18 protein-coding genes are annotated in these 22,275 nt (G+C 63.6%); 1 reads left to right on the top strand and 17 read right to left on the bottom strand.

Annotated elements, in window-relative coordinates; all coding sequences use genetic code 11:
- From istA to ABIC51_RS31065, 12 genes are all read right to left on the bottom strand, one after another.
- The coding region (gene istA, locus ABIC51_RS31120) for an IS21 family transposase (RefSeq protein WP_354006768.1) at positions 1-1,043 on the bottom strand (1,043 nt) is incomplete at its 3' end.
- A gap of 74 nt (positions 1,044-1,117) precedes the next feature.
- Positions 1,118-1,501, bottom strand: a complete 384-nt coding sequence (locus tag ABIC51_RS31115; RefSeq protein ID WP_354006766.1) for an SMI1/KNR4 family protein — start codon at positions 1,499-1,501, stop codon at positions 1,118-1,120.
- A 252-nt stretch (positions 1,502-1,753) separates the two neighbouring features.
- Positions 1,754-2,059: a DUF7716 domain-containing protein gene (locus tag ABIC51_RS31110; protein WP_334054050.1), complete on the bottom strand. Its 306-nt coding sequence runs from the start codon at positions 2,057-2,059 to the stop codon at positions 1,754-1,756.
- Between the two features lie 98 nt (positions 2,060-2,157).
- Positions 2,158-2,910: a macro domain-containing protein gene (locus tag ABIC51_RS31105; RefSeq protein ID WP_175897674.1), complete on the bottom strand. Its 753-nt coding sequence runs from the start codon at positions 2,908-2,910 to the stop codon at positions 2,158-2,160.
- The gene (locus ABIC51_RS31100; RefSeq protein ID WP_226257372.1) at positions 2,907-7,229 is read right to left on the bottom strand and encodes an RHS repeat-associated core domain-containing protein; all 4,323 of its coding nucleotides are present in this window, start codon (positions 7,227-7,229) and stop codon (positions 2,907-2,909) included. Before ABIC51_RS31100 ends, ABIC51_RS31105 begins: the two co-directional genes overlap by 4 nt.
- On the bottom strand, positions 7,226-7,729 hold the full coding sequence (locus ABIC51_RS31095) for a DcrB-related protein (RefSeq protein ID WP_226128051.1): 504 nt from the start codon (positions 7,727-7,729) through the stop codon (positions 7,226-7,228). The genes ABIC51_RS31100 and ABIC51_RS31095 overlap by 4 nt, the downstream gene beginning before the upstream one ends.
- On the bottom strand, positions 7,701-9,839 hold the full coding sequence (locus tag ABIC51_RS31090; RefSeq protein ID WP_105391663.1) for a type VI secretion system Vgr family protein: 2,139 nt from the start codon (positions 9,837-9,839) through the stop codon (positions 7,701-7,703). The genes ABIC51_RS31095 and ABIC51_RS31090 overlap by 29 nt, the downstream gene beginning before the upstream one ends.
- Before the next feature lie 133 nt (positions 9,840-9,972).
- Positions 9,973-11,847, bottom strand: coding sequence for a type VI secretion system baseplate subunit TssF (gene tssF / locus ABIC51_RS31085; protein ID WP_175897676.1), 1,875 nt, complete (start codon positions 11,845-11,847; stop codon positions 9,973-9,975).
- Between the two features lie 346 nt (positions 11,848-12,193).
- Entirely contained in the window at positions 12,194-12,703 is a 510-nt protein-coding gene (gene yfiB, locus ABIC51_RS31080; protein WP_175897677.1) for an outer membrane lipoprotein YfiB, read from the bottom strand.
- Positions 12,704-12,790: 87 nt separating this feature from the next.
- Positions 12,791-14,059, bottom strand: a complete 1,269-nt coding sequence (dgcN, locus tag ABIC51_RS31075; protein ID WP_226128053.1) for a diguanylate cyclase DgcN/YfiN — start codon at positions 14,057-14,059, stop codon at positions 12,791-12,793.
- Positions 14,056-14,754, bottom strand: coding sequence for a regulatory sequestration protein YfiR (yfiR, locus tag ABIC51_RS31070; protein ID WP_175897679.1), 699 nt, complete (start codon positions 14,752-14,754; stop codon positions 14,056-14,058). Before yfiR ends, dgcN begins: the two co-directional genes overlap by 4 nt.
- 321 nt (positions 14,755-15,075) lie before the next feature.
- The gene (locus tag ABIC51_RS31065) at positions 15,076-15,312 is read right to left on the bottom strand and encodes a hypothetical protein (RefSeq protein ID WP_047902567.1); all 237 of its coding nucleotides are present in this window, start codon (positions 15,310-15,312) and stop codon (positions 15,076-15,078) included.
- A 223-nt stretch (positions 15,313-15,535) separates the two neighbouring features.
- Here ABIC51_RS31065 and ABIC51_RS31060 point away from each other — a divergent pair, with 223 nt between their 5' ends.
- The gene (locus ABIC51_RS31060; protein ID WP_226128055.1) at positions 15,536-16,777 is read left to right on the top strand and encodes an NAD(P)/FAD-dependent oxidoreductase; all 1,242 of its coding nucleotides are present in this window, start codon (positions 15,536-15,538) and stop codon (positions 16,775-16,777) included.
- Positions 16,778-16,802: 25 nt separating this feature from the next.
- Here the strand turns inward: ABIC51_RS31060 and ABIC51_RS31055 are convergent, their stop codons facing one another.
- The 5 genes from ABIC51_RS31055 to ABIC51_RS31035 all read right to left on the bottom strand — a co-directional run bounded on the left by ABIC51_RS31055 (position 16,803) and on the right by ABIC51_RS31035 (position 22,265).
- Positions 16,803-17,570 carry a FadR/GntR family transcriptional regulator gene (locus ABIC51_RS31055; RefSeq protein WP_175897681.1) on the bottom strand — a complete coding sequence of 256 codons (768 nt, stop codon included), beginning with the start codon at positions 17,568-17,570 and terminating at the stop codon, positions 16,803-16,805.
- 68 nt (positions 17,571-17,638) lie between these two features.
- Positions 17,639-18,529, bottom strand: a complete 891-nt coding sequence (locus ABIC51_RS31050; protein ID WP_175897682.1) for an L-fucono-1,5-lactonase — start codon at positions 18,527-18,529, stop codon at positions 17,639-17,641.
- Positions 18,530-18,615: 86 nt separating this feature from the next.
- Positions 18,616-19,557 carry an ABC transporter substrate-binding protein gene (locus ABIC51_RS31045; RefSeq protein ID WP_175897683.1) on the bottom strand — a complete coding sequence of 314 codons (942 nt, stop codon included), beginning with the start codon at positions 19,555-19,557 and terminating at the stop codon, positions 18,616-18,618.
- 100 nt (positions 19,558-19,657) lie between these two features.
- Entirely contained in the window at positions 19,658-20,695 is a 1,038-nt protein-coding gene (locus tag ABIC51_RS31040; RefSeq protein ID WP_027789689.1) for an ABC transporter permease, read from the bottom strand.
- 31 nt (positions 20,696-20,726) lie between these two features.
- Complete coding sequence (locus ABIC51_RS31035) at positions 20,727-22,265, bottom strand: sugar ABC transporter ATP-binding protein (RefSeq protein ID WP_060086179.1); 1,539 nt, start codon at positions 22,263-22,265, stop codon at positions 20,727-20,729.
- Positions 22,266-22,275: the final 10 nt, after the last annotated feature.

The following is a 22,275-nucleotide window of genomic DNA, read 5'->3' as shown; positions in this document are numbered from 1 at the left end:
TAGCAGCGCACGCTCACCAGCTGGTTCGTGTACTCGGTGGGCACGCTGTAGCGGTTGCGCTGGAAGTGGATGAGGCTGGTCGACGACACCCGCAGCGTCTGCTCGACATAGCCGTCAAACGGGCGTGGATTGGGCATCAGCCTGGTGCGCTCGTCCTGCAGCACGTCCTCGACTGTCAGCTCGGGCCACTGCGGGTGCCGCATCTGCCAGGCCTCACGACACTGATCAGCGACCCATTCGTTTAGGATCTCAAGCGTTTCCCAGCGCCGTAGCGCTGCTTCGTGCCAGATCTGACGTCGCCGGTCCTGAACGTTCTTCTCGACGATGCCTTTCTCCCAGCCGGCGGCACGGTTGCAGAACTCCGGCTCGAACAGGTAGTGACTGCACATTGCTTCGAAGCGGGCGTTGACCGCGCGCTCCTTGCCGCGGCCGACCTTGTCCACGGCGGTCTTCATGTTGTCGTAGATGCCGCGGCGCGGAACGCCGTCAAACGCGGCGAATGCGCGGGCGTGCGCATCGAACAGCATCTCGTGACTCTGGGTCGGATAGGCGACCAGCCAGAACGCCCGGCTGGCATTGAGCTTGACGTGGGCGACCTCCAGGCGTCGCCGCAACCCGCCGATGAAGGCGTATTCGCAGCTCCAGTCAAACTGAAATGCTTCACCGGGTTCGAAGGCCAGCGGTACATAGGCCTTCCTGCGCGGGGCTTCAGCCTGCTCCTCGTGCCAGCGTCTCACGAAGGCGCTGACGCGGCCGTAGCTGCCGGCGTAGCCCTCGCCGCGGATGGCCTCGAACATGAACCGGGCCGTGCGCCGGTCACGCTTCGGGCGATGGCTGTCCGCCCGCAGCCAGCCCGTCAGCTGCGCGGCCCACTCGTCGACGACGCTCGGGCTGACGCGCTTCGGGTACTTCGGCTCAACGGCATCCGTTTGCCGAAGCCAGCTGCGCACCGTGTTCCGGGACAGGCCCGTGCGCCTGGCAATCTCGCGCAGCGGGACCTTCTCGCGGAAATGCATCCGCCTGATCTTGGCCAATATGCCCACCGTGATCACCTCTGTATCCCCTGCTCAAAGATTGAGCAGGGCATTCAATCACGTGGGTCAAAATTCGATGAAAATTACTGCCTCAGGTGGGTCAGTTCTGCGTGGACATCAACAACAAATGGAAGTAAATTAGCTGGGATTACGCCTCGACCGAACATCACTCTATAGTGCTCAAGGAGCAATGAATCTTTCGTTTCGTAAGCTGAAGTGTTGTATTTTATCGGATAAAACCCTACGACCTCGAGAGGCTCACCACAATCTTCATTTTTGAACAGGGCATTGACAGGATTTCCTCCGTTACTTGCCAGATACTGCACGCGAAATGCCACCGGCAATGTGTATCCCAGGTCTTTTTCGACATTTTCAAAATCAACAACACTGATTCCCGAGGCACAGTTTGCGAATTTTCCAACCTCCATCGCCCCTCCTTCAAACGTGACCTTTCTGTCCCTGAGCATTGCTTTCTTCCCAACAGCAACTACACTTTCGGGTTCGAACCTCGCACACAATTGATTGTCAAGTTGCCCAACCAATCCAGCGCGCGGGTAAGTTTCTTAGCATTAGCCTCGCGTCACCAACTATACACTCCCACCCCAATCGCCCGACCACAATATCTCTCATGACGCCACGCACACCCCGCCATCAACGGGAAATCTGATTATTTTTAAAACAATGCCCGCCGACAAATAAATATCAAATTTTAGCCATCCCTACGGGCTGTAGAAATCATCTTTTTCACGATAGTAGTTAATTGCATATATAACATCCTTCACATCCGCAACTGGATTGCGCTTCCGCTCGAAATTAACTATTTCTCGAAAAGTCTCCATGTCGAATAGCTGCCGCATACCTCTATCCTTCGCAATTTTTGGCAAATGCGTTCCTGGAGCAACATCTTCGAGTTCGTCATCCCCTTCAAGCACGAGGATCTTCGCATGCCATGGATCAGCCACCCAAGCGCTCTGATTAATAAAAAGAGCCGAGTCCCAATCAAGACCATCTAGATCGTTAAGCAAGTCCTGGATTAAGTTATAAGTTTTCGTGAAAACCTCTCAAATCAACGGAAATCTGACCAGCGAATCCAGTCCTGCCCCAAGGGCATAACGGAGATTGACTATGAAAGTCTAAGAACTTTGCAAGTCAATTTATAGTACGAAAAAACCTCAGTGATTTCTTCTGAAATAATTTCCCAATTTCCACCACCAAGTCCGGCACCGATCATAGGCATTTGCACCGCAAGTCGATTGGCCAAAGCAAATTCGCAAATTTGATTGAGGCAATTTTTGAGATCGGGGTACGAGACGTATTGAGTAATATCCTGGCTATTCTTGCGAATCCCGTCTTGAGAAACCATGTTTGCGACATATATTCTATTTTCGTCATCTACAGATAGAAATTGAACCATTCCGAGTGGAGGTCGTTGTTCACCTCGGAACAGGTCGAGATAACTATCCCGCGCGACGGTGTATTTTTTGCCGAGGGAAACGACAAAGCCACGCCCCCACTTGCCGCGATTATTTACCACATGAGCTATAAGGGTTGAATTCTGTTGTGGTACAGCTGCGTCCCCAACTCCGTAGATGATCGCTTGCTCTTGCGGAGGATTGCCCACGGCAGCCTTCCAGGCATGCTCGAAATCTTCCTGTTTAATTTCGTCATCTGGAGAAATGTCGAGTTCGCCCTTCATTCCATCAAAGAGCAAAAAACCCACATCAGAATTCCAATCTTGTACGGATGAGGATGTGTAGGCAATCCCATTATCAGGATGGCTGATCTGACGCGTCGCGACGCCGTCGATAAATTCCGTATAAATCTCTCCGGAGCCGCACGGAAACTCTGTCCGGGAGTGAAAATACTCTTTTTTCATGAGCAACTTGATCCGCTTCTTTTTATGCGATTCGAAATATCAAGCGGCCCTTTCCCTTCAACCAAGAAAGTTCCAGGGCGGGGCTCCTTGACATCCAAGCCTGTAACATCTACTTCAACATAATGCGTGATGCTATTAAGCTTTCGGGCATCACCGTAAATATTTGCCGCAAGCTGTCCTAGCGACATCTTTCCAGTTCCGGCGGCGTCTGCCATAGTCCTACCACCAATCATATCGGGGGATATATCCGTGAAATACTGACCATCTCCAAATCTTGCATGTACGGGACCCTGTGATGCATTCAAATGACCGCTACTCGTAATGCCCTCTAAGCCATCCTGCGTTGTGTAGTGATAAAGCGTTGTTATGTCGTCGCCGGTCAGTCCCCACGGATCAATCCACGAGACAGGGTTGGGCGCGTACCGATAGAGGTTCGTTCCACCCACCAGCCCAATCGGATCCTGATTGATGAATCGTCCAATGTCCGGATCGTAATACCGAAAGGTGTTGTAGTGCAGCCCGGTCTCGCGGTCCAGATACTGTCCCTGGAAGCGCAGGTTCTGCGGTCGCGGCATGTCAGCAGACGTTGGCGCGACTACCAGCGTTTCCCCCCAAGACGGCGTCGACCGCAACGGCGCCCGAGCGATCCACTCCTCCTGCACCGCGTTGCCCCACACCTTGTAGCGGGCCTGCCAGATCAACTCGCCGTCCGCGTTAGTCAGTTCCTCCGGCAACCCCGATGCGTCGTTGTGGAAATAGTAGACTGCATCCCTTGCATTGGCATCGTTGGCCGCCTTGCCGTGGTCGATCCGCGCAAGCGGCACGTAGCTGTTGGACTCGTACAAGTACGTCAGTGCTTCCTCGCCCTGACGGTCGTGATACGTCTCCTGCACGAGCCGCATGCCATCCCACAGGAAATCCGTACTCGCGTAGCCGCCATTGAGCTTACGAATCCGGCGGCCGAACGCGTCATATTCGAAATGCGTCGTCGATATGCCAAGGCGGTCTTTCGTTACGACGGTCTTCAGCTGGTTCCAATCGTCGTATTCAAGGACCAGTTCCTTGGCAGGCCCGTGACCGCTCAGCTTGCGAACAAGCCGCCCATACGCGTCGTATTCGAAGCGCTTGTCTTCGAACATCTTGAGCCGGTTGTGCTCCACATAGCCGCCCGGATGATCGCTCGACACAAGGTTCGCAGCCGCATCCCAACGGAATACCTCAGACGGCAACCCCGGCCCCATCGCCTGCTCGATACGCCCGGTCGAATCGTAGCGATAGGTGGTCGTGCCATAGCGCTGGTCGCGCTTCTGGATCACATCGCCGGCCGCATCGTATTGCCACTGTTTGGCGAGCAGCGACTCCACTGCGGCGCCTCGCTGCGCAGCAAATCGCGCACGGCGGCCGACCGCGTCATATCCAAACTGGCTGGTCAGCCTGCCCTGCGTGCGCAGCACTTCTCGATGCAGATCGTCGCGTTCGATGTCGGTGATCGCCGCACCGTCGACGCGGATCTGGTGCACGTGACCAGAGCCGTAATGCAACCAGTCGATCGTGCGCTCGCCGGAAATCGTAGTGCTGACGCGGTTGCCAAGCTCGTCGTACGTATGCGCGAGCCAGCCGGTCGGCGTGTATTCCTCAAGGACATTTCCGCGCGCGTCGTATTTCAGATTGACCCGATTCTTCAGCGACGGGCCACGAGCGGCCAGCGTGTACAACTCGGCAGATGCGATTCGGCTCGCCTTGTCGTACAAGTACTCACAACGCTCATGCGTAGCTTGCTTCGCCGTCAGTCGACCGATTGCGTCGCGCTCGTATCGCGTCTCGATCCGCCCATCCCGTACGATCGTGCCTTGGCCGCACACGTCGTATTCGTATGTGCGCTTGTGGCCATCGAGGCCAATTTGTGCAGAGACCAGATCGCGACGGTCATACTGGAAGCGATACGACTCACGATTTTCGTTGGTCAAACTCGCGAGCCTAAACGCATCGTCGTAACCGAACCGCACGACACGATCAGCCGCATCCGTGCGTGACAGCAACAATCCACGCGGATTGAGTTCGTAACGCGTGCTGCGCTGGTTCGCATCAACGACCTCGACCAGACGCCCAGCCGCATCGTAACGGAACGTCTGCCGGGCACCATCGGCCGTCCCGATCCCCGTAACACGCCCCATCGCATCCGCTTCATACACTGTGGACTGCCCCGCCGCATCGGTCACGCGCGCGAGTCCGCCACGTGCGTCATACGCAAACCGCGTGACCTTGCCGGAACAATCGGTATACGAGGTCAGTTGCGCACGGCCATTCCATTCGAGGAACTTGTAACCACCCCGCGCATCGCGGATCGTGTGCACGAGCCCACGCTCATCCCGGTGATATTCGGTCGCAAATCCCGCCGGATCACGCGTCATCGTCAGGTTGCCGCGATCGTCGTAGCGGTAGATCCAGCGCGAGTTGGCCGGATCGGTTTCCGCGACCGGCAGGTCGTAGTGCCCATTCCATTCGGTGCGCTCAACCTGGCCGAGTGCGTCTATGCGCTGCGTCTGCCGCCCCCGCTCGTCATATTCGAAGCGGGTCGTGTTCCCTGCCGGGTCGGTCGTACTGACCAACTGCCGCATCGCGTTCCATTCGAGCTGCCACACATGGCCTTCCGCATCCGTATGGCTCGTCGGCTGCTGATCCTCGTTCCACGTCCACTGCGTAACGCGACCGATCTGGTCGGTGATCGTCACCGTACGCTGAGCAAGGTCCGCGTTGAACGTGTATGCCTCACCGTCGTCGGTCCAGTGGCGCACGACGCGCGCGTCGCGGCCGACGCCCTGCCACGCATAAAAGCACTGCAGTCCGCCGCGCAATGTATGCTGGACCATCAGCCCACGCTCGTACGCGAAGCGCCGCGCAATGTGACCACTGCGATCAGTAACGGCCACCAACTCGCCGGCATCGTTGTACGCGTAACGCACCAGCGTGTCGGGTTGCTCACCGTCCACACCACGAGTCAGCTCGATCGTGGCAATGCGTCGCGGCTGCGATTTATCGTAGGCCAGCGTCAGCATGCGCCCAGCGCTGTCATGCAGCCGGGCCGGCCGCACAACCTCATCGGCCGCCTCTTGCTCCACCTCGATCCAGTTACCGTTGCGGTCCTCAAGACGCCACAGCTTGAGCGTCTCACTGTCCGCATCGCTACGAGCACGGCCGAAATCGCGATACAAACCATCGACCGTCTCAACCACATAGTGGCCGCCGGCCGTACAGATCAGGTAAATGCCTTCGGGAACGCTGAAATGGCTCTCACCCGGCGGCACGGCCGGGAACACGATGTCGCGCCCCTGCTCATCCCAATACGTGATCGACGTGACCTCGCCATACTCACGCGCAAACCGCAGCTCAACGCTGATCGGCACGCTCCAGCCCGCCCCGAACAGGCTGTCAGCACGATCATCGTGACTGCTGTAAAAACGTCGCCACACGATCGGCAGCGGCCCGGGCAATGCGAAATCGGTATCGTCCGTGCCATCGAGAATCTTGCCGCCGGTAATGACGTTGACCGGGTGGCCGGCCGACGGCCTCGCCAAACTGCCGAGCCACGTACCGAAGGCACCGGCCGCAAAATTGATCGCGAGGCAAGGCAGCTTGCCTTTCAGAAACTGCCCCCAGCTCATCTTCCCGCGGCCGCAAACCGCGAGCGCAATACCAAGCGCCGCCCCCAGCCATCCAAGCCGGGAAGCCGACTTCACGTCCCTTACCCGCTGCGTGCCGCCACCAATGAAAACGTTATCGGACCCTTCGGCAATCGTCCCGTCACAAGTTGTCTTGTCCCCAACGCGCGCAGCCGGATGATCGTTGATATAAACGCTCCCCGACCCATCGGCGATCATCTGAGGCCCAGGATGATCCATACAAGCGACGGTATCGAGATCGCCCGGCTTCGCCGCCCGCGCCGCCGGCTTGTTGTTGACGTAAACGTTCCCCGACCCGCTCGCGATCTTGCCTTTGATCTCGGGCGGCACGATCGAATTGGCCAGTGCCTTCGCGCCGTCGTCGATGGCCTCGTTCATCCCGCTCGCTTCCATCAGCGCGCCCGAGCCGACCGCCACCCCCACACCGATCGCAATCACGAGCGGCGTCGCCAACCCTGCCGTGCCGATCTCGAGCGCAGCGAGGCCGACGAACACCAGCCCCTCCATCGCCTCCGCCACCAATGCACCGACGATGGCACCGCCGACCACCGACCCGACCGTGCCGACAAGCTCACCCAGGAACGACGTGTGCTGGATCGGATCTTCGAAGCGTGCGGCCGCGAAGTTTTCCGCGCTCACGACGCGTCACCCGGCCCAAGCAGGGTCGGTCGAGCCGCGCGCGGCTGGAAGCTGGCCAGCATACGATCCGCGATCGCCTGCTGCTCGTCGGTCAGCGGTGCCGCGCTGGTCAGCGTCATCACCAGCACGCGGCCTGCGTCGTCCGACGGGAACATGGTCTGCACCTGATGCCAGAGCCGGCCATCCCGCTCGTGCGTGGAATCGATCTGGATGCCCGAACGGCCGGCCACCGTCACAGGCCGGCGCGCCTTCTCGGTAAGCATCTTCGCGTCGCGCGACGCCACTTCCCATTCGCGCGCGACAAACGCATCGATATTTTCCCCGTCGCGCAGCCGCCCACGGGCGATCACGAGGTTGAGGCCGCCGGGGCCGGCGTTCATCACGAGGATGTTGACGGTGCGGTCGAGCGCCGCGTCCGGCAGTTCGAAGGTGCCTTCGTGGATTGCGTAGTGCATGGCTGGTTTTGTTCGTTTATTTGTTGAGATCGATGCGCTGGCCATTGACCATCACGCCGTCGTCGGTCATCAGGATCACGGAGCCCTTGTGCTCGAGGCGAATGCCTTCGGGCGCGAGCGAGATCGAGCTGTCCTGCACCTTCAGCAGGATGCCGCGCTCGGCCACATAGACCTGCGTGCCACCGCCCCCATCCTTGGCAGGCGTCGTCACTTCGACCGTGGTTGCGGTCGTACTGCGCTTCTCGGAAATCGTCTCGGTCAGGTTGCCCTGCGGAATCTGCTTTTCTTCGCTGCCCGTCGCCACCAGCACGGTACGCATCGGCCCCAGCACCTTGTGCGTCTCGTTGTTCTCGACCACGGTGTTCATGTCCTTCTGGGCGTGCATGAAGAATTCCTGCATGCCGTTCGTGTCGGTCATGCGGATCTCGTTCGACCCCTGCCCCTTGTGCGTCTGGCTCTTGATCCCCATCGTCTGGCCGGCCGCGCCGTGGTACGGGTTGCCTTGCTCGCCGTTGAACACGCGGCCGACGATCACCGGGTTATCCGGATCGCCCTGATTGAACGCCACGAGCACTTCCTGCTTGATCCGCGGAATGGCTGCCGCGCCCCACCCGTCGCCCGCCCACGGTTGCGACACGCGCACCCACATCGAGTCGGAGCCGTCCTTCTTGCCGCGCCGGTCCCACGGGAAATGCACCTTCACGGCGCTCCCGTTGGTATAGATTTCCTCGCCCTTCGGACCGACGACGATCGCCGACTGCGTGCCGTGAATCACCGGTTTCGGCGTGCCGCGCGGCGCACGGTACGGAATCTTCTTCGGCAGCAACGCGAAGCTGTTGCGGTACGGCAGTTTTGCGCTGTGCTGCGTGTAATCGTTTACCGCCTCGTGACGCACGTGCAGGATCACGTATTCCTGGTTGTTCTCGAGCACCGGGTGATTCGCCACGTTGACGGCGCCGGCCGTGGTCATACGCCACGCGTAGCCGCCGCCGGTATAGCGATGGGCCTGCGCCTCCTCGGCCTCCATCGCAAAACGGGCGTAGCGGTTGCCGTCGTCGCCGTGGTCGTACAGCGACTGGTGCTCGAACCGCTCGGTCGAGTCGAGCCGCGCGTGCTTGAGGTTCTGCGGGCCGGCTTCCACCAGCATCAGCGGCGACGACGGATTCTGATGATTGAAGTCGCGGAACGTGACCTTGCCGACGCCAAAGCGCCGGCCTTCGTGCAACTGGTCGATGCCGCTGTCCTCACTCGCCTCGGTGGCGGCGAACGGCACAGTTGCCAGGCCGTCGATCGGACGGAACAGCAAATTCGTGTCGCCGATCACAAGCATGTGCTTGTCCTTCTCGTAGCGGTGCGTCCAGACCAGCCCTTCCTGCTCCATCAACCGCGCGCAGAAGTTGTAGTAGCTCTCCTGGTACATCACCACGTATTCGAGCGGTTTCTGGCTCGTCCGGATGTCGAACACGAAATCGGAAAACCCGTGCTCCTGGAAAATCTCGGTGAGGATGTCCTGCGCGGTCTTGTTCTGGAAGATCCGGCAGTCGGTCGAGCGCGTCAGGAACCAGAACCACGGCACCGCCGTCAGGTGGTACTGCGTGACATTCCCGGGATTGCCGGCGCGGTCGAACGACGCGACGTAGCCGTCGAAGTAACGATCGTTCTCGCCGGCACCCGATGCAACGACGCGTTCGAGCGTCGACAGGCGCGCCTGCTGATCGAACCGGATCTTGACCTGCTGGCCGATCAGGTCGTCGGGGCGAAGGTCGTGGCGATGCGACAGCAGGTCGAGGTGGATTTCCGGCAACCGGTTCACGTACTCGTCGACGACGGCGGCGCTGACCAGCAGCACGTCCGGGCCGAGCGGCGTATCGAGCGTGACGTAGCGATTGAGCTGGGTCAGGCGCGCGGGGTTGGCGGCGCCGTTGATCGCTTCGGCAACCGCGCCGGGCGTCTTGTCCATCAGCGAGAAGCCGGTCTGTGCGAGCTGCATCGCACGCTGGACGGTGTCGACGTGCCCGGCCAGGCCCGCGAGCGGCCCGAGGCTCCCGGCAACACTCGAGGCGACCGGGCCTGCCAGGCCGCCGAGCGCGCTCAAGGAGCCGAGCGCACTGCCGCCCAAACCATTGGGAATACCCCCGTTCGGAGCGAAACTCATTCTTGTTCCTTGCGTGTGATCTCAGGTTCCGTGGGCCGGCTGGCCGGCCCGAGGCCCCGATAATGTAGGACAAATTCCGACCGCGCGAAAGGCACCCGCAAACGTTTCCGTTCGAGCCCCGAAAATCGAAAAACTAGACCAGCGGCTGGACGCCGGGGCAAGGTTGCCCACGGCGAAGCAACGCGCCGGTATGCGCCGAGAACAGCACAATCTGCACGAAGCTGGTGACAGGAACGTGGGGGGCGAAGAACCGATCCATCACGTGTGCGAATCCGCCAAGACTGAACCCGGCGAAACGCTGCTCATCGACCACCAGCCGCACTTCGAGCCCCTGTACGAACGCCGACGCCGGCTTGCCGGGCAGCCAGCGCCGAACGCGCGCGGTCGACAACGAGACGAGCGGATCGAAGCGCCTGCCGGCGTCGACCGAGCATTCGGCCCAGCGGGCGCAGAGCCGCGTCATTTGGGCCAGGCCGCCGTTGTCGAGACGAATTGCCTGCGGCACGAGCAAAGACAACAAATTCCACAGCTCGCCGTAGCGGAAAGCCGGCGGCCGGCTCCGGGTCGGCTGGTTCAACAGCGCGATCGTCCCCACCCGATCGCCTGCCCGCAAGACCAGCTCGCGTTCCCGCATCCCGGACAGGTCGCCCTGGGTACAGGACAACCGAATCGCCAGTTTGCGACGCCCGGGATCGGCAGGTTGGCCGCCCCGGTCGACCAGTGCCAGTTCGACGCCGCGGCGCTGCTCTGCAATCTCGTCCGGGAACGGCGTCATGCCCGCCTTCTTGTCCTTGGGATCGACGGGCTTCTTCGGCGCCCGCCGAGCCTCATCGCGCAACACGGCCCAGTACAGCCCTAGGTGGGCACCCATCCCATGCTGCAACGACTGAAACGGCGGCAGGAGCGACGTACCCGCGTCGGACGTCTCGCGAACCGAGTCGATCGACCAGATGTTCGTTTGCGACGCGTTCTTCTGTTCCAGCGCTTTCACCGGGTAATACGAACAACCGGTACAAGTCTCAATCGGCTCGGCGTCATCCAGGAAAAGGTTGATCGCGGGCGTACAAAACAAGCGCACATGTTCAGCCGTCGCGGCGGCCAGACGTTGCGCCCGATGAGAGTCCGGATGCACGCCCGCGATCGCCAGGTGCAGTGCGACGCGACGACTGCCGCCCGCGATCCGCTTGAGCGGTCGCATATCTAGGTCGACAAAATCGAAGCGCTCCGGAACGGCGCAATACTCCAGCAGCAGGTGAAAAGGCCCGAGCGCATCGTCACGCGGCATATCGAGCAGCGCGTCGGCCGGCTCGAGGCCGACGGCCGTGAATACCTCGCCCGGAAGTCGCTTCCAGCGTCCGGCTTCGTCGGCCTCGGCGAAACCGCGTACGGCAAACAGCAGGACAGCGTCCATGAGTGCCGCGACGATCTCGCGCGCGCCGGTGAAGTGCAGACGCAACCTGTCCGGCACGATCGCGAACGTGGCTTTAGGCGAGGTCAGTTCAAACGTAATGGTCAGCAAACCGGTCGTTTCGGACGGCAACGCCGCATCGCGCGGTGCTATCGCCGACGTCGTGTAACGCACATCCGAAACGGCCAGCGGCACGATCGCGACCTCATCCGTCATGCGAAATACTTCGCGATCGGCCGGTGCAACCAGGTGCTCGCCGCGGGGGATGACGCGGGGCTCAGTCTGTTCGCTGGTTCGGTCGACATGAAATTGCGCAATCGCACAGGAAGGAAACGGGCGCAGGAACACGCCGTGCAGCGTCTCGAGAAGGCTGTGCGTAAACGCGGGCACATCGTCCTCGAGGCGGATGTCGTGAGACGACGACATCAATGCGAACGACTGCAACAGACGTTCGACGTGCGGGTCTTCGGAATGCTCGCCGGTGATCGCAAGGCGAGCGGCGATTTTAGGAAAACGCTGCGAGAACGTCTGCATCGATCGGCGCAATAGCGCCATCTCGCGTTCGAAGTGCGGAAGAAGATCCTTGGGGTCGATGGCCATACGTGTTCCGGTCGTCGCCGCGCTCGCCGAATGGCGATGCGGAGTTCAAAAAACGGGCGGAACGATTCTATTCGGCCTACTGACAACATCAATTCGAATGTATTGCGCGGCCACCAATCGGCAATGATGGTTTCGGCCAATGACCGGTGCCATAAGCCGTGAACATAAAGGCCCGTTGCTTGTGAACAGACGCTCGGATGTCTGCGTGGCGATGATGGCAAACAGTTACAACCGACCGCACCGAGACAATCCTGAATCCGTGTTTTCAGGAACAGGCTGAGCAGCTTGCTTGTCGACAGGCAACGCAGGAGTCATCGCTGTATACCCGTGTGCGACACGCCTCTCCTCACCGCGGCGAAACAACGATCGCCGCCCGCCGATTCTGCGTCCTCCCGGCCGGCGTCCGGTTATCCCCCACCGGGTCGCGCTTCCCCTTCCCGACGATCGCAATGCGCTTCGCATCGAGCCCGACATCGACCAGCTCGATCGCCACGACCTCGGCCCGCCGCCTCGACAGCTCGAAGTCGTAATCATCCGCGCCCTCCTCATCCGAGTACCCATAAACCCGCACCCCGTTGATCCCCACCGATCTGAGCGTGCGCCCGATCCGCTCGACGATCCGCCGCACATCCGGCTTGAGGTTATAGCGGTCGAAATCGAACAGGATCGGCCCGGCCGAGCCGAACTCGAAACCTTGTTCGGTCTCCTGAAAACCGGCCGACTTGAGCGTCGTGACTTGCGTCTGCGTCAGCCCACGATGAAGCGGCGGCGCCTTGCAGCCCCCCAGCAGCATGCACAGCAGCAGCGCGCTTCCGACGCACATCCGCCCCAGGCTCACAGGAAACGAGTGGTTCATTTCACATCCCCTTCGAGCGCGCCCGCGTCGGGCGCACTTTTTGTAATCCGCTGCCACGGCCTCGCCCGCAGCGCGAAACGATCGGCATCAAACCGGTCCTGCAACACTTTCAGCCAACTGCCACGAGCCTGGCCGAGCACGCTTGGCCCGGTACATTGCCGCATCCGCCGCGCGCAGCAAGCCGCTCGCGTCCGACGCGTGGTCGGGATACAACGCAATGCCGACACTCATCATGGTGGCCACCATGCGGCCGTCGGACAGCTCGATCGACGGCACCATGCCGGACAATATCTCGTCGGCGATGCGACACACGCTGCCCGCATCGCGCACAGCCGACAGCATCACCGCAAATTCGTCGCCGCCCAGGCGGGCGACCAGATCGGCCTCGCGCACCTGCACGCGCAGTCGCTCGGCGATGCCGATCAGCACCGCGTCGCCGGCGTCGTGGCCGAAGCAATCGTTGATCTCCTTGAAGCGGTCGCAGTCCAGATACAGGATGCCGACCCGCTGGCCCGTCGCTCTGGCTTCGCTGAGCGCAAGCGCAAGGCGCGACTCGAACTGCACGCGGTTGGGCAGGCCCGTGAGCGCATCGTGCGTCGCCTTGTATTCGAGCGACGCGTTTTCGTCGCGCAGCATGTTCTGCCAGTCTTCGAATTCGTCGAGCAACGCGTTGAAGTCGTCGCCGAGTTCGTTCAGTTCGGCGATCGCGACGGGCTCGACCCGCTGCGCGAACGCGCGCTCGCGCCGCACGGCGTGCGCCACGCCGGCCAGCGCGCGCAGCGGCGAAACGATGTTGCGCAGCAGACGCTTCGAGCTGACATACGCGCCGATCACGCTGACCGCCAGGCAACCGAGAATGCCGCCGACGCCGCCGAGCAGGAAGCCGAAGAACTGGTGCCCGCGGCCGCGCACGACGACGTGGCCGACAATGATGCCGTCATGCATCACCGGAACCGTCACGGGCCCGGGCAGCGCAAGGTCCGCGACGCCGCGCTCGAGCCGGGCGATCCCGTTTCCAGCAGGCAATTGCCACGTCGCGAACAGTTGGCCATTGCTGTCCGTGACCACCACCTGCGCCACGTCCTCGTCGCTGGCGATCAACCCGATCGCCTCGCTCGCCGCGACGCGGTCGCCGAACACGAGCGCCGCCTCGACCGTATAACCGAGCGATCGCGCCAGCAGGTTCAGGTTGTTGCCGGCATACGCGCGCAACGCGATCACGGCAACCACGATCAACGACACGGCGGCCATCGCGACGGCGACGAACGCGAGACGCAGGTGCGCGCGGCGCAACACGCTTTGCAGCGTCGGGCGCGATACGTGCGAGGGGGAAAAGTGAGGCGCGAACCGTGTCATGGCGCCCCCGGCCGTCGCGCGAGATTGAGCACGTTCGGGTGCACGCGCACGCCGCTGCGCGCCACGGCGTCGAGATTGATGTCGAACGTCACGCGTTCGCCGTCGACGTTGAGACAGAACATGCCGCCTGCGGTACAGGACGAATCGTGTTCCGAGATCGTCAGCACCGGATGCCCGGCCACCGCGGCTCTCACCCGCGTTCGCTCATCGTCGCTCAGGGTGCCGAGATAGACGACGTCGCAGGCCATGCCGAGCGAGGGATCGTCGAAGCGGACGCGCTGCACGTCGAGCAGCGTCGAGCCGGCCTGCAGCGTGTCGGTCAGGCCGCGCGCGTAGTCGGGCCGGCCGGTGACGCACAGGTGCAGGCGGACGGGCGTCGTCGGCCAGCGCGTGAAGCTGATGATGCCGAGCACGACCTGACGCACGGCGGAGTCGTGTGACGAAACGGCGGAATCGGCGGGGCTCGCGGTGGCGACGATGCGCACGGTGTCGGGCGAGCCGTCCGCATCGGCGGGATCCTCGACGAGCACCGCGGATGCCGCACCCAACACGCAAACGATTGCGATCAGCGCATGGCGCAGCGAAGCAGCCCGGCCGGGCCGGCCGGACGTCTTGCGCGCGGCGATGGTCGCCGCGCCCGTTGGCGTCGTTGCAGTCGCAAGACCGGTAGCCGCCGCGCACACTTTTGCATCCATGATGGCAACATCCGCTGGCGTTGCTCCGGCGCTGCCTCCTGCCTCCCTCCGTGCGCGAGCAGGCACCGTATCACGCGCACGATTGCTTCATCTTAGGTAAAAATTCGCATGCCCAACCAGTGGGAAACACCCGCGAAAAACATCGGAAAGTATGCGGAATCGGCGCTGTGCGCGATGATTCAGGCGAATGCGCTACCCGGTGTCGGCCCCGTCTCGACGTCGGCAAATTGATCAGCGGATTGGACGCGCGGCCAGCTCAAACTTCCTACGCTCTCCGGCGGCACGCCGGATCGTTTTGCGGCACATTAGGGGTGCCATGCGTTACCGTCTGTCGGCGGTGTGGAAGAACTCCGCGACGGCCGGCAAACGATCGGCGACGCCGGCCCACATCCGCATCAGCCGACCTGCAAGCGCATGGTCAGGTGCGGTCAGCAATTCGCGCCACGCCATCGGCACGTCGACACCGGTCGGCATCTCGTCTGCCGCGATCCAGACATTGCCGTTCACGCGAAAACGCTTCAACTCCGCCGCGCAGGCCTGTTTCGACCGGTCGATCATCGCGCGCCACCGCGGAACGCCGGACCCGGTGCAATCTCCTGTTCCGCCGCGCCGGGCCGATCCTCAGGTGCCACTCAACGCCCGCTCGTGTCCCGTCGCGTAGCGCCCTGCCCTTGGTGACCCACGCCGCCGCGAGTATGCTTGCGGTTCGAACGATCTCCAACCTGGGCGCGCACACCGCACTGCGGGCGAGCGCACCGCTAACCGTCTTTCACCACCACCGATGGATTTCGACGTAATCGTTCTTGGCGCCGGCATCGTCGGCGTCTCCGCCGCGCTGCACCTGCAGGATCGCGGCCGCAAGGTCACCCTCGTCGATCGCGGCGCGCCCGGCGAAGGCACGAGTTTCGGCAACGCGGGGCTGATCGAGCGCTCGTCGGTCGAACCGTATCCGTTCCCGCGCAGCCCGTTTACGCTGATGCGCTACGCGCTGAACCGCTCGACCGATCTCTACTGGCACAGCGCGTCGCTGCCCGCGTTCGCGCCGTGGCTCGCGCGGTTCTGGTGGGAGTCCGCGCCGCTGCGTCACGCAGCAGCCTCGCGCGACATGCTGCCGCTGATCGAGCGCTGCCTCGTCGAGCACGACGCGCTGATCGCGCGGGCCGGCGCCGGCGAGCTCATCCGAGCAAACGGATGGCTGGAGGCGTTCCGCACGCCCGCCGCGTTCGAACGCGGCGTGGCCGAAGCCGGCCTCACCGCGCGCCGCCACGGGCTCGGCATCACGCCGCTCGATGCCGCCGCGCTGCTCGTGCACGAACCGAGCCTAGCGCCCGGCTTCTGCGGCGCACTGCACTGGCTCGATCCGAAAAGCGTCGTCGATCCGTCCGCGCTCGTCAAAGCGTACGCGCAGCTCTTCGTGCAAGGCGGCGGCACGCTGCTGATGGGCGACGCCGCGAGCCTCGACGCGCTGTCGCCTGGCTGGCAGGTCAGCACGCAGGACGGCACGGCCGCCGCACCGGCCGTCGTCGTCGCGCTCGGCCCGTGGTCCGACACGGTATTCGGCAAGTTCGGCTACAAGATTCCGCTGCGCGAGAAGCGCGGCTATCACATGCACTACGCACCGTCCGCACGCGGCGTGCCGTCGGCGCCGATCGTCGATCGCGAATACGGCTACGTGATCGCGCCGATGCGGCGCGGGCTGCGGCTCACGACCGGCGTCGAGATCGCGCGGCGCGGCGTGCCGCCGACCGGCGTGCAGCTCGAACGCGCGGAACGCGTCGCGCGGCCCGTGTTCGGCTTCGGCGAGCGGCTCGACCCGCAGCCGTGGCTCGGCTTCCGGCCGTGCACGCCCGACATGCGCCCGGTGATCGGCCCCGCGCCCGCGCATCGCGGGCTGTGGTTCTCGTTCGGGCACAACCATCACGGGCTGACGCTCGGCCCCGTCACGGGCCGCCTGCTGGCCGAGATGATGACGGGCGAGACACCCTTCACCGATCCGGCGCCCTATCGCGCCGACCGATTCTGAACGCTTAGAGCATCAACGCACGCGCTCAGTCGAGCGCGCGGCCGAAGATGCGGATCACTTCGTCGAGATGGTCGGCCATCGCGCGGCGCGCGGCCTCCGGGTCGCGCGCGCGAATCGCGTCGAGGATCGCGCGGTGTTCCAGTTCCGACCGGTGCGGCATGTCGTTCGGCATGTACAGCGACTGCAGCCGCTGGAACATCAGGTCGTATTTGTGCGCGAGCAACTGCTTGATCATCAGCGCATACGCGGGGTTGTCGCTCGCTTCCGCGATGCGGATATGGAACAGCCGGTCGCCCGGATGCGTGAGCGAGCCGCTGCGGTTGTCTTCCTGGTTGCGCAGGAACGCCTCGTGGATGCCTTCGATCTGCTCGTCGGAGCCATGCTTCGCGGCAAGTGACGCGGCTTCCGGCTCGATCAGCCGGCGCGCCTGCAACAGCGCGAACGGCGGGATTTCGGTATCGAGATCGAGTGCGATGCCGAGTTCGGGATCGATCTCGATGACCGTGAACGACGCGGCCTTCGCTGCCAGGTCGGGCGCGGGTTCGGGTGCGGCGGCCGTTTCGGGGTGGCGCACCTTCACGCCGTCGCCGACGCGCACGCTGACGAGCCCGCTCACTTCGAGCGCGATCAGCGCTTCACGCACCGACGTGCGCGACACGCCGAACTGTTCGGCCAGTTCGCGCTCGGGCGGCAGGTAACTGCCCGGCGGAAAATCGCCGGACTCGATCATCGCACTGAGCTTGTCGGCGATCTGCTGGTACAGGCGGCGGTTCTGGATCGGCTGGATGGACATACGTTGATGCTGGTGATCGGTTGCATTGCAGACGGCCCGGCGAAGCGCACGGGCCGTCCGCGCCTATTTTATATGCCGCGCTTCGCGTCGCCCGGCACCGCGTAACAACGCGCCGCCGTCCCGCCCCACAGGGCGCTGCGCTCGGCCGCCGACAGCCGCGATTCGGCCCAGCGCTCGACGATCGATGCGACTTCGTCATACGACGCGGCCAGCAGGCACACCGGCCAGTCCGAACCGAACATCAGCCGCTGCGGGCCGAACGCGTCGAGCGCCGCGTCGAGGCACTGCTCGATATGCCGGACGTCCTTCCCGCGCAGGCCGCGCGTCCAGTCCGCTTCCGTCACGAGCCCCGACAGCTTGCACGCGACGTGCGGCAGCGCGCCCAGCTCGCGCAACGCGGCGCGCCAGCGCGCGAGCGCCGATTCGTCGCGCTCGAATTCGGCCAGCGCAGGCTTGCCGGCGTGATCGAGCACGAGCCAGTGCGCGTCGTGCCGTGCGCAGAACGCCTGCACGTCCGGCAACTGGCGCTCGAACACGAGCACGTCGTACACGTAACCGTTCGCCTGCAGCCACGCGATGCCGCGGTTGAACCCGGGATCGGCGACGAACGCGCCGGCGTCGGCTTCGTCCTGCACCTGGTGCCGGAAGCCACGCAGCTTCGGGCTGCGCCATTCGACGACCCGCTCGGCAAGCTGCGGCGCGGCAAGATCCTCCCAGCCGACCACCGCCGCGATGTGCGCGTCGTCACGGGCGAGATCGAGCAGGAACGCGGTCTCGTCGCGCCCGGCGCGCGCCTGCACCGCAATCGATGCGCCGAGCGCCTGCGCATGCATCAGCGGCCGCAACGTGTCAGGCAGGTAGTCGTGCGCGAGCACTTCCATGCCGGGGCCGATCCACGGATAGTCGGCCGCGCGATAACGCCAGAAGTGCTGATGGGAATCGATACGCACTGCGCCCATGATGTCCTCGTGTTCTGCCCCGGCCGCCCGCCCGCGCCGCCACACACACGCTACGCGCCGCGCGCGGCGGCGCCGTGGCACGGCGTTCAGTCGTACAGCACCGCCGCGATCTTCGGATCGTCGATATTGGTCTTGTCGTACCAGTAGAAACCGGTATCGATGACCTTCGGCAGCTTCTCGCCCTTGATCGCCTTCACGGCCGCCTCGACCGTCTTGTAGCCGATCCCGATCGGGTTCTGCGTGATCGCGCCGGCCATCAGCCCGCTGCGGATCGCGTCCTTCTGCTGCTTGCCCGAATCGTAGCCGACGATCACGACCTTGCGCTTCATTTCACGCACGCCGTTGACCACGCCGATCGCCGAGCCTTCGTTGGTGCCGAACAGCCCCTTGAGCTTCGGGTACCCCTGCAGGATCGACTTCGTCACCTCGGTCGACTTCAGCTGGTCGCCTTCGCCGTACTGCACGGTCACGACCTGCACCTTCGGGTGCGCCGCTTTCATCCGCTCGAGAAAACCGTCGCGGCGGTCGATGCCGGTGCGGCTCGTCTGGTCGTGCGCGACCACGGCCACTTCGCCCTCGTCGCCGATCAGCGCGGCGAGCTTGTCGGCGGCCAGCGCAGCGGCCGCCTTGTTGTTGGTCGCGGCCGTCGTCACCGGGATGTCGCTGTCGACGCCCGAGTCGAACGCGATCACCGGGATCTTCTCGGCCTGCGCCTTCTTCAGGAGCGGCAGCGCGGCCTTGCTGTCGAGCGCCGCGAAGCCGAGCGCGGCCGGCTTCTTCGCGATCGCGGCCGACAGCATGTCGATCTGCTTGTCGACCATCGCCTCGGTTTCCGGCCCTTCGAACGTCACCTTCACCTTGTAGTCCTTCGCGGCCTGCGTCGCGCCCGATTTCACGGCCTGCCAGAACTGATGCTGGAAGCCCTTCGAGATCAGCGGGATGTAGGCTTCCTGCGCGTGCGCACCGGCCGTGACGCCGATGGCGAACGTCAGCCCGACGATCGCGTTCAACACCTTGCTCCTGATCACTTCGCGTCTCCTTTTTTCGTATCGACTGGAACGACTGGAACGCCGGCCGGAACCGGCGGTGAAGCACATGCCTGCGTGGAAGCCTGCGTGCATGCGTGTGTCAGCGGCGCCGCCGGCGCAGGATGTCGACGTAGACGGCCAGGATGATGATCACGCCCGTCACGACCGTCTGCCATTCCTGCGCGACCGACATGATGCGCAGGCCGTTGGTCAGCACGCTCATGATGAACGCGCCGATGATGGTGCCGACGATGCTGCCCGCGCCGCCCGACAGCGACGTGCCGCCGATCACGACGGCCGCGATCGCATCGAGCTCGTAGCCCTGCCCGAGCGCCGGCTGCGCGGAGTTCAGCCGCGACGCGATCAGCAGCCCGGCGATCCCGCACACCGCGCCGCTGAACGTGTAGACGGCGATCTTCCAGGCATCGACGTTCACGCCGGACAGCCGCAACGCCTCCTCGTTGCTGCCGAGCGCGAACGTGTAACGGCCGAAGATCGTGCGGTTCAGCACGATCGATGCGCCGATCGCGACGAGGAACAGGATCAGCACCGCATTCGGGATCGGCAGCGCCGGAATCAGGTTGCCGATCAGCGAATCCTGCGCGATCGACGTGAAGCCCGGCGTGTCGTTGAAGTAGATCGGCCGCGTGCCCGAGATCACCAACGACAGCCCCTTGAGCAGCATCATCATGCCGAGCGTCGCGATGAACGGCGGCACCTTCATCTTCGCGATCACGAAGCCCGATACGCAACCCGACAGCGCGCCGAAAAACAGCGCGGCCAGGATCCCGAGCGGCAGCGGCATGCCCCACTTCGTCAGCACGACGCCGGCCATCACCGCGCAGAACGTCATCAGCGTGCCGACCGACAGGTCGATGCCCGACGTGATGATCACGTAGGTACACGCGACCGCCAGCACGCCGTTCACGGCGGTGGCCTGCAGGATCGTGACGAGGTTGTCGACTTCGAGGAAGTTCGGTGACGCGAAGCTGAAGAACACGATCAGCAGCACGAGGCTCGCGAACGCGAGCAGCTTCTGGCGCGCGGCGGGGTTGAAGAAGCGCGACTTCAGGCTCGATGCGCCGGCAGGCGTATCGGCGGACGCGAGGGGCGGAACGGGATGCGTATCGTTGGACATGATCGGATAGGCGTATGGATCGGCGTCTGAATCAGGACAACACGGTCGACTCGCGCTGCGTCGCGAGCTGCATGATCTTTTCCTGCGTGGCGTCGGCCGCGCGCAGCTCGCCGGTCACGCGCCCCTCGCACATCACGAGAATCCGGTGGCTCATGCGCAGCACCTCGGGCAGTTCCGACGAGATCATCACGATCGCCTTGCCGTCGGCGGCCAGCGCGTCGAGCAGCTTGTAGATCTCGCTCTTCGCGCCGACGTCGATGCCGCGCGTCGGCTCGTCGAAGAACAGGATGTCGCAGTCGCGCAGCAGCCACTTCGCGATCACGATCTTCTGCTGGTTGCCGCCCGACAAAAGGCGCGCGGGCTGCGCGACCGACGGCGTGCGGATCGCGAGCTGCCGCACATACGCGTGTGCGGTGTCGCGCATCGCGCGCGCGTCGAGAAACACGCCACGGCGCACGAAACGGCGCATGCTCGACATGGCGATGTTGTTCTGCACGTCCATCCCGACCGCGAGCCCGAAGTGCTTGCGATCCTCGGACAGATAGCCGATGCCGTGCTTCACCGCATCGGCCGGCGTGCGGATCGTCACGGTCTTGCCGTGCACGCGGATCTCGCCCGCGTCGATCGGGTCGGCGCCGAACACCGCGCGCGCGACCTCGGTACGGCCCGCGCCCATCAGCCCCGCGAAGCCGAGGATCTCGCCGCGCCGCAGCGTGAAGCCGACGTCGCGGATCGCACGGCCGCGCGACAGCCCGCGCACTTCGAGCGCGACGTCGTTCGCGGACGTATCGGGCGGCGTGCGGAATTCCGTCGCGAGCTGGCGGCCGACCATCATCGCGATGATCGCGTCCATCGACGTATCCGCCATCGGCACGGTCGCGACGTACTTGCCGTCGCGCATCACGGTCACGCGATCGGCGATCTGGCGCAGCTCGTCCATCTTGTGCGAGATATAAACGATGCCGACGCCGTTCGCACGCAGGTCGCGGATGATACGAAACAGCTCGGCGATCTCCGCGTTGTTGAGCGCGGCGGTCGGCTCGTCCATGATCAGCACGCGCGAGTCGAACGACAGCGCCTTCGCGATCTCGACCATCTGCTGCTTCGCGACCGTCAGCCGGCCGACCGGCGTGCGCGGGTCGAGATCGAGCCGCATCCGCTGGAAGATCGCGGCGGCATCGCGATTCAGCGTGTCTTCGTCGACGAACACGCCGAAGCGGCCGCGCGGCTCGCGACCGATGAAGATGTTCTGCGCGACGCTCAGGTGGTTCATCAGGTTCAGTTCCTGATGGATGATGCCGATCCCGAGCGCCTGCGCGGCGCGCGGATCGGCGATCTCCACCGCGCGGCCGTCCATCCGGATCTCGCCGTCGTCGCGCTGGTACACGCCCGCGAGGATCTTCATCAGCGTCGACTTGCCGGCGCCGTTCTCGCCCATCAGCGCATGCACTTCGCCGGCGCGCAGGTCGAAACGGCAATCGTCGAGCGCCTGCACGCCCGGGAAGCGCTTGCCGATGCCGGTCAATGCGATCAGCGGCGGCGCGGCAGTCAGGTTCGGGTCGGGTTGCATGGAGCGCTGC

This window comes from Burkholderia sp. 572 (assembly GCF_040545135.1).
GTDB classification, from domain to species: domain Bacteria; phylum Pseudomonadota; class Gammaproteobacteria; order Burkholderiales; family Burkholderiaceae; genus Burkholderia; species Burkholderia cepacia.
The sequence above is the reverse complement of the archived record's forward strand: the minus strand, read 5'-3'. Positions and strand labels throughout refer to the sequence as shown.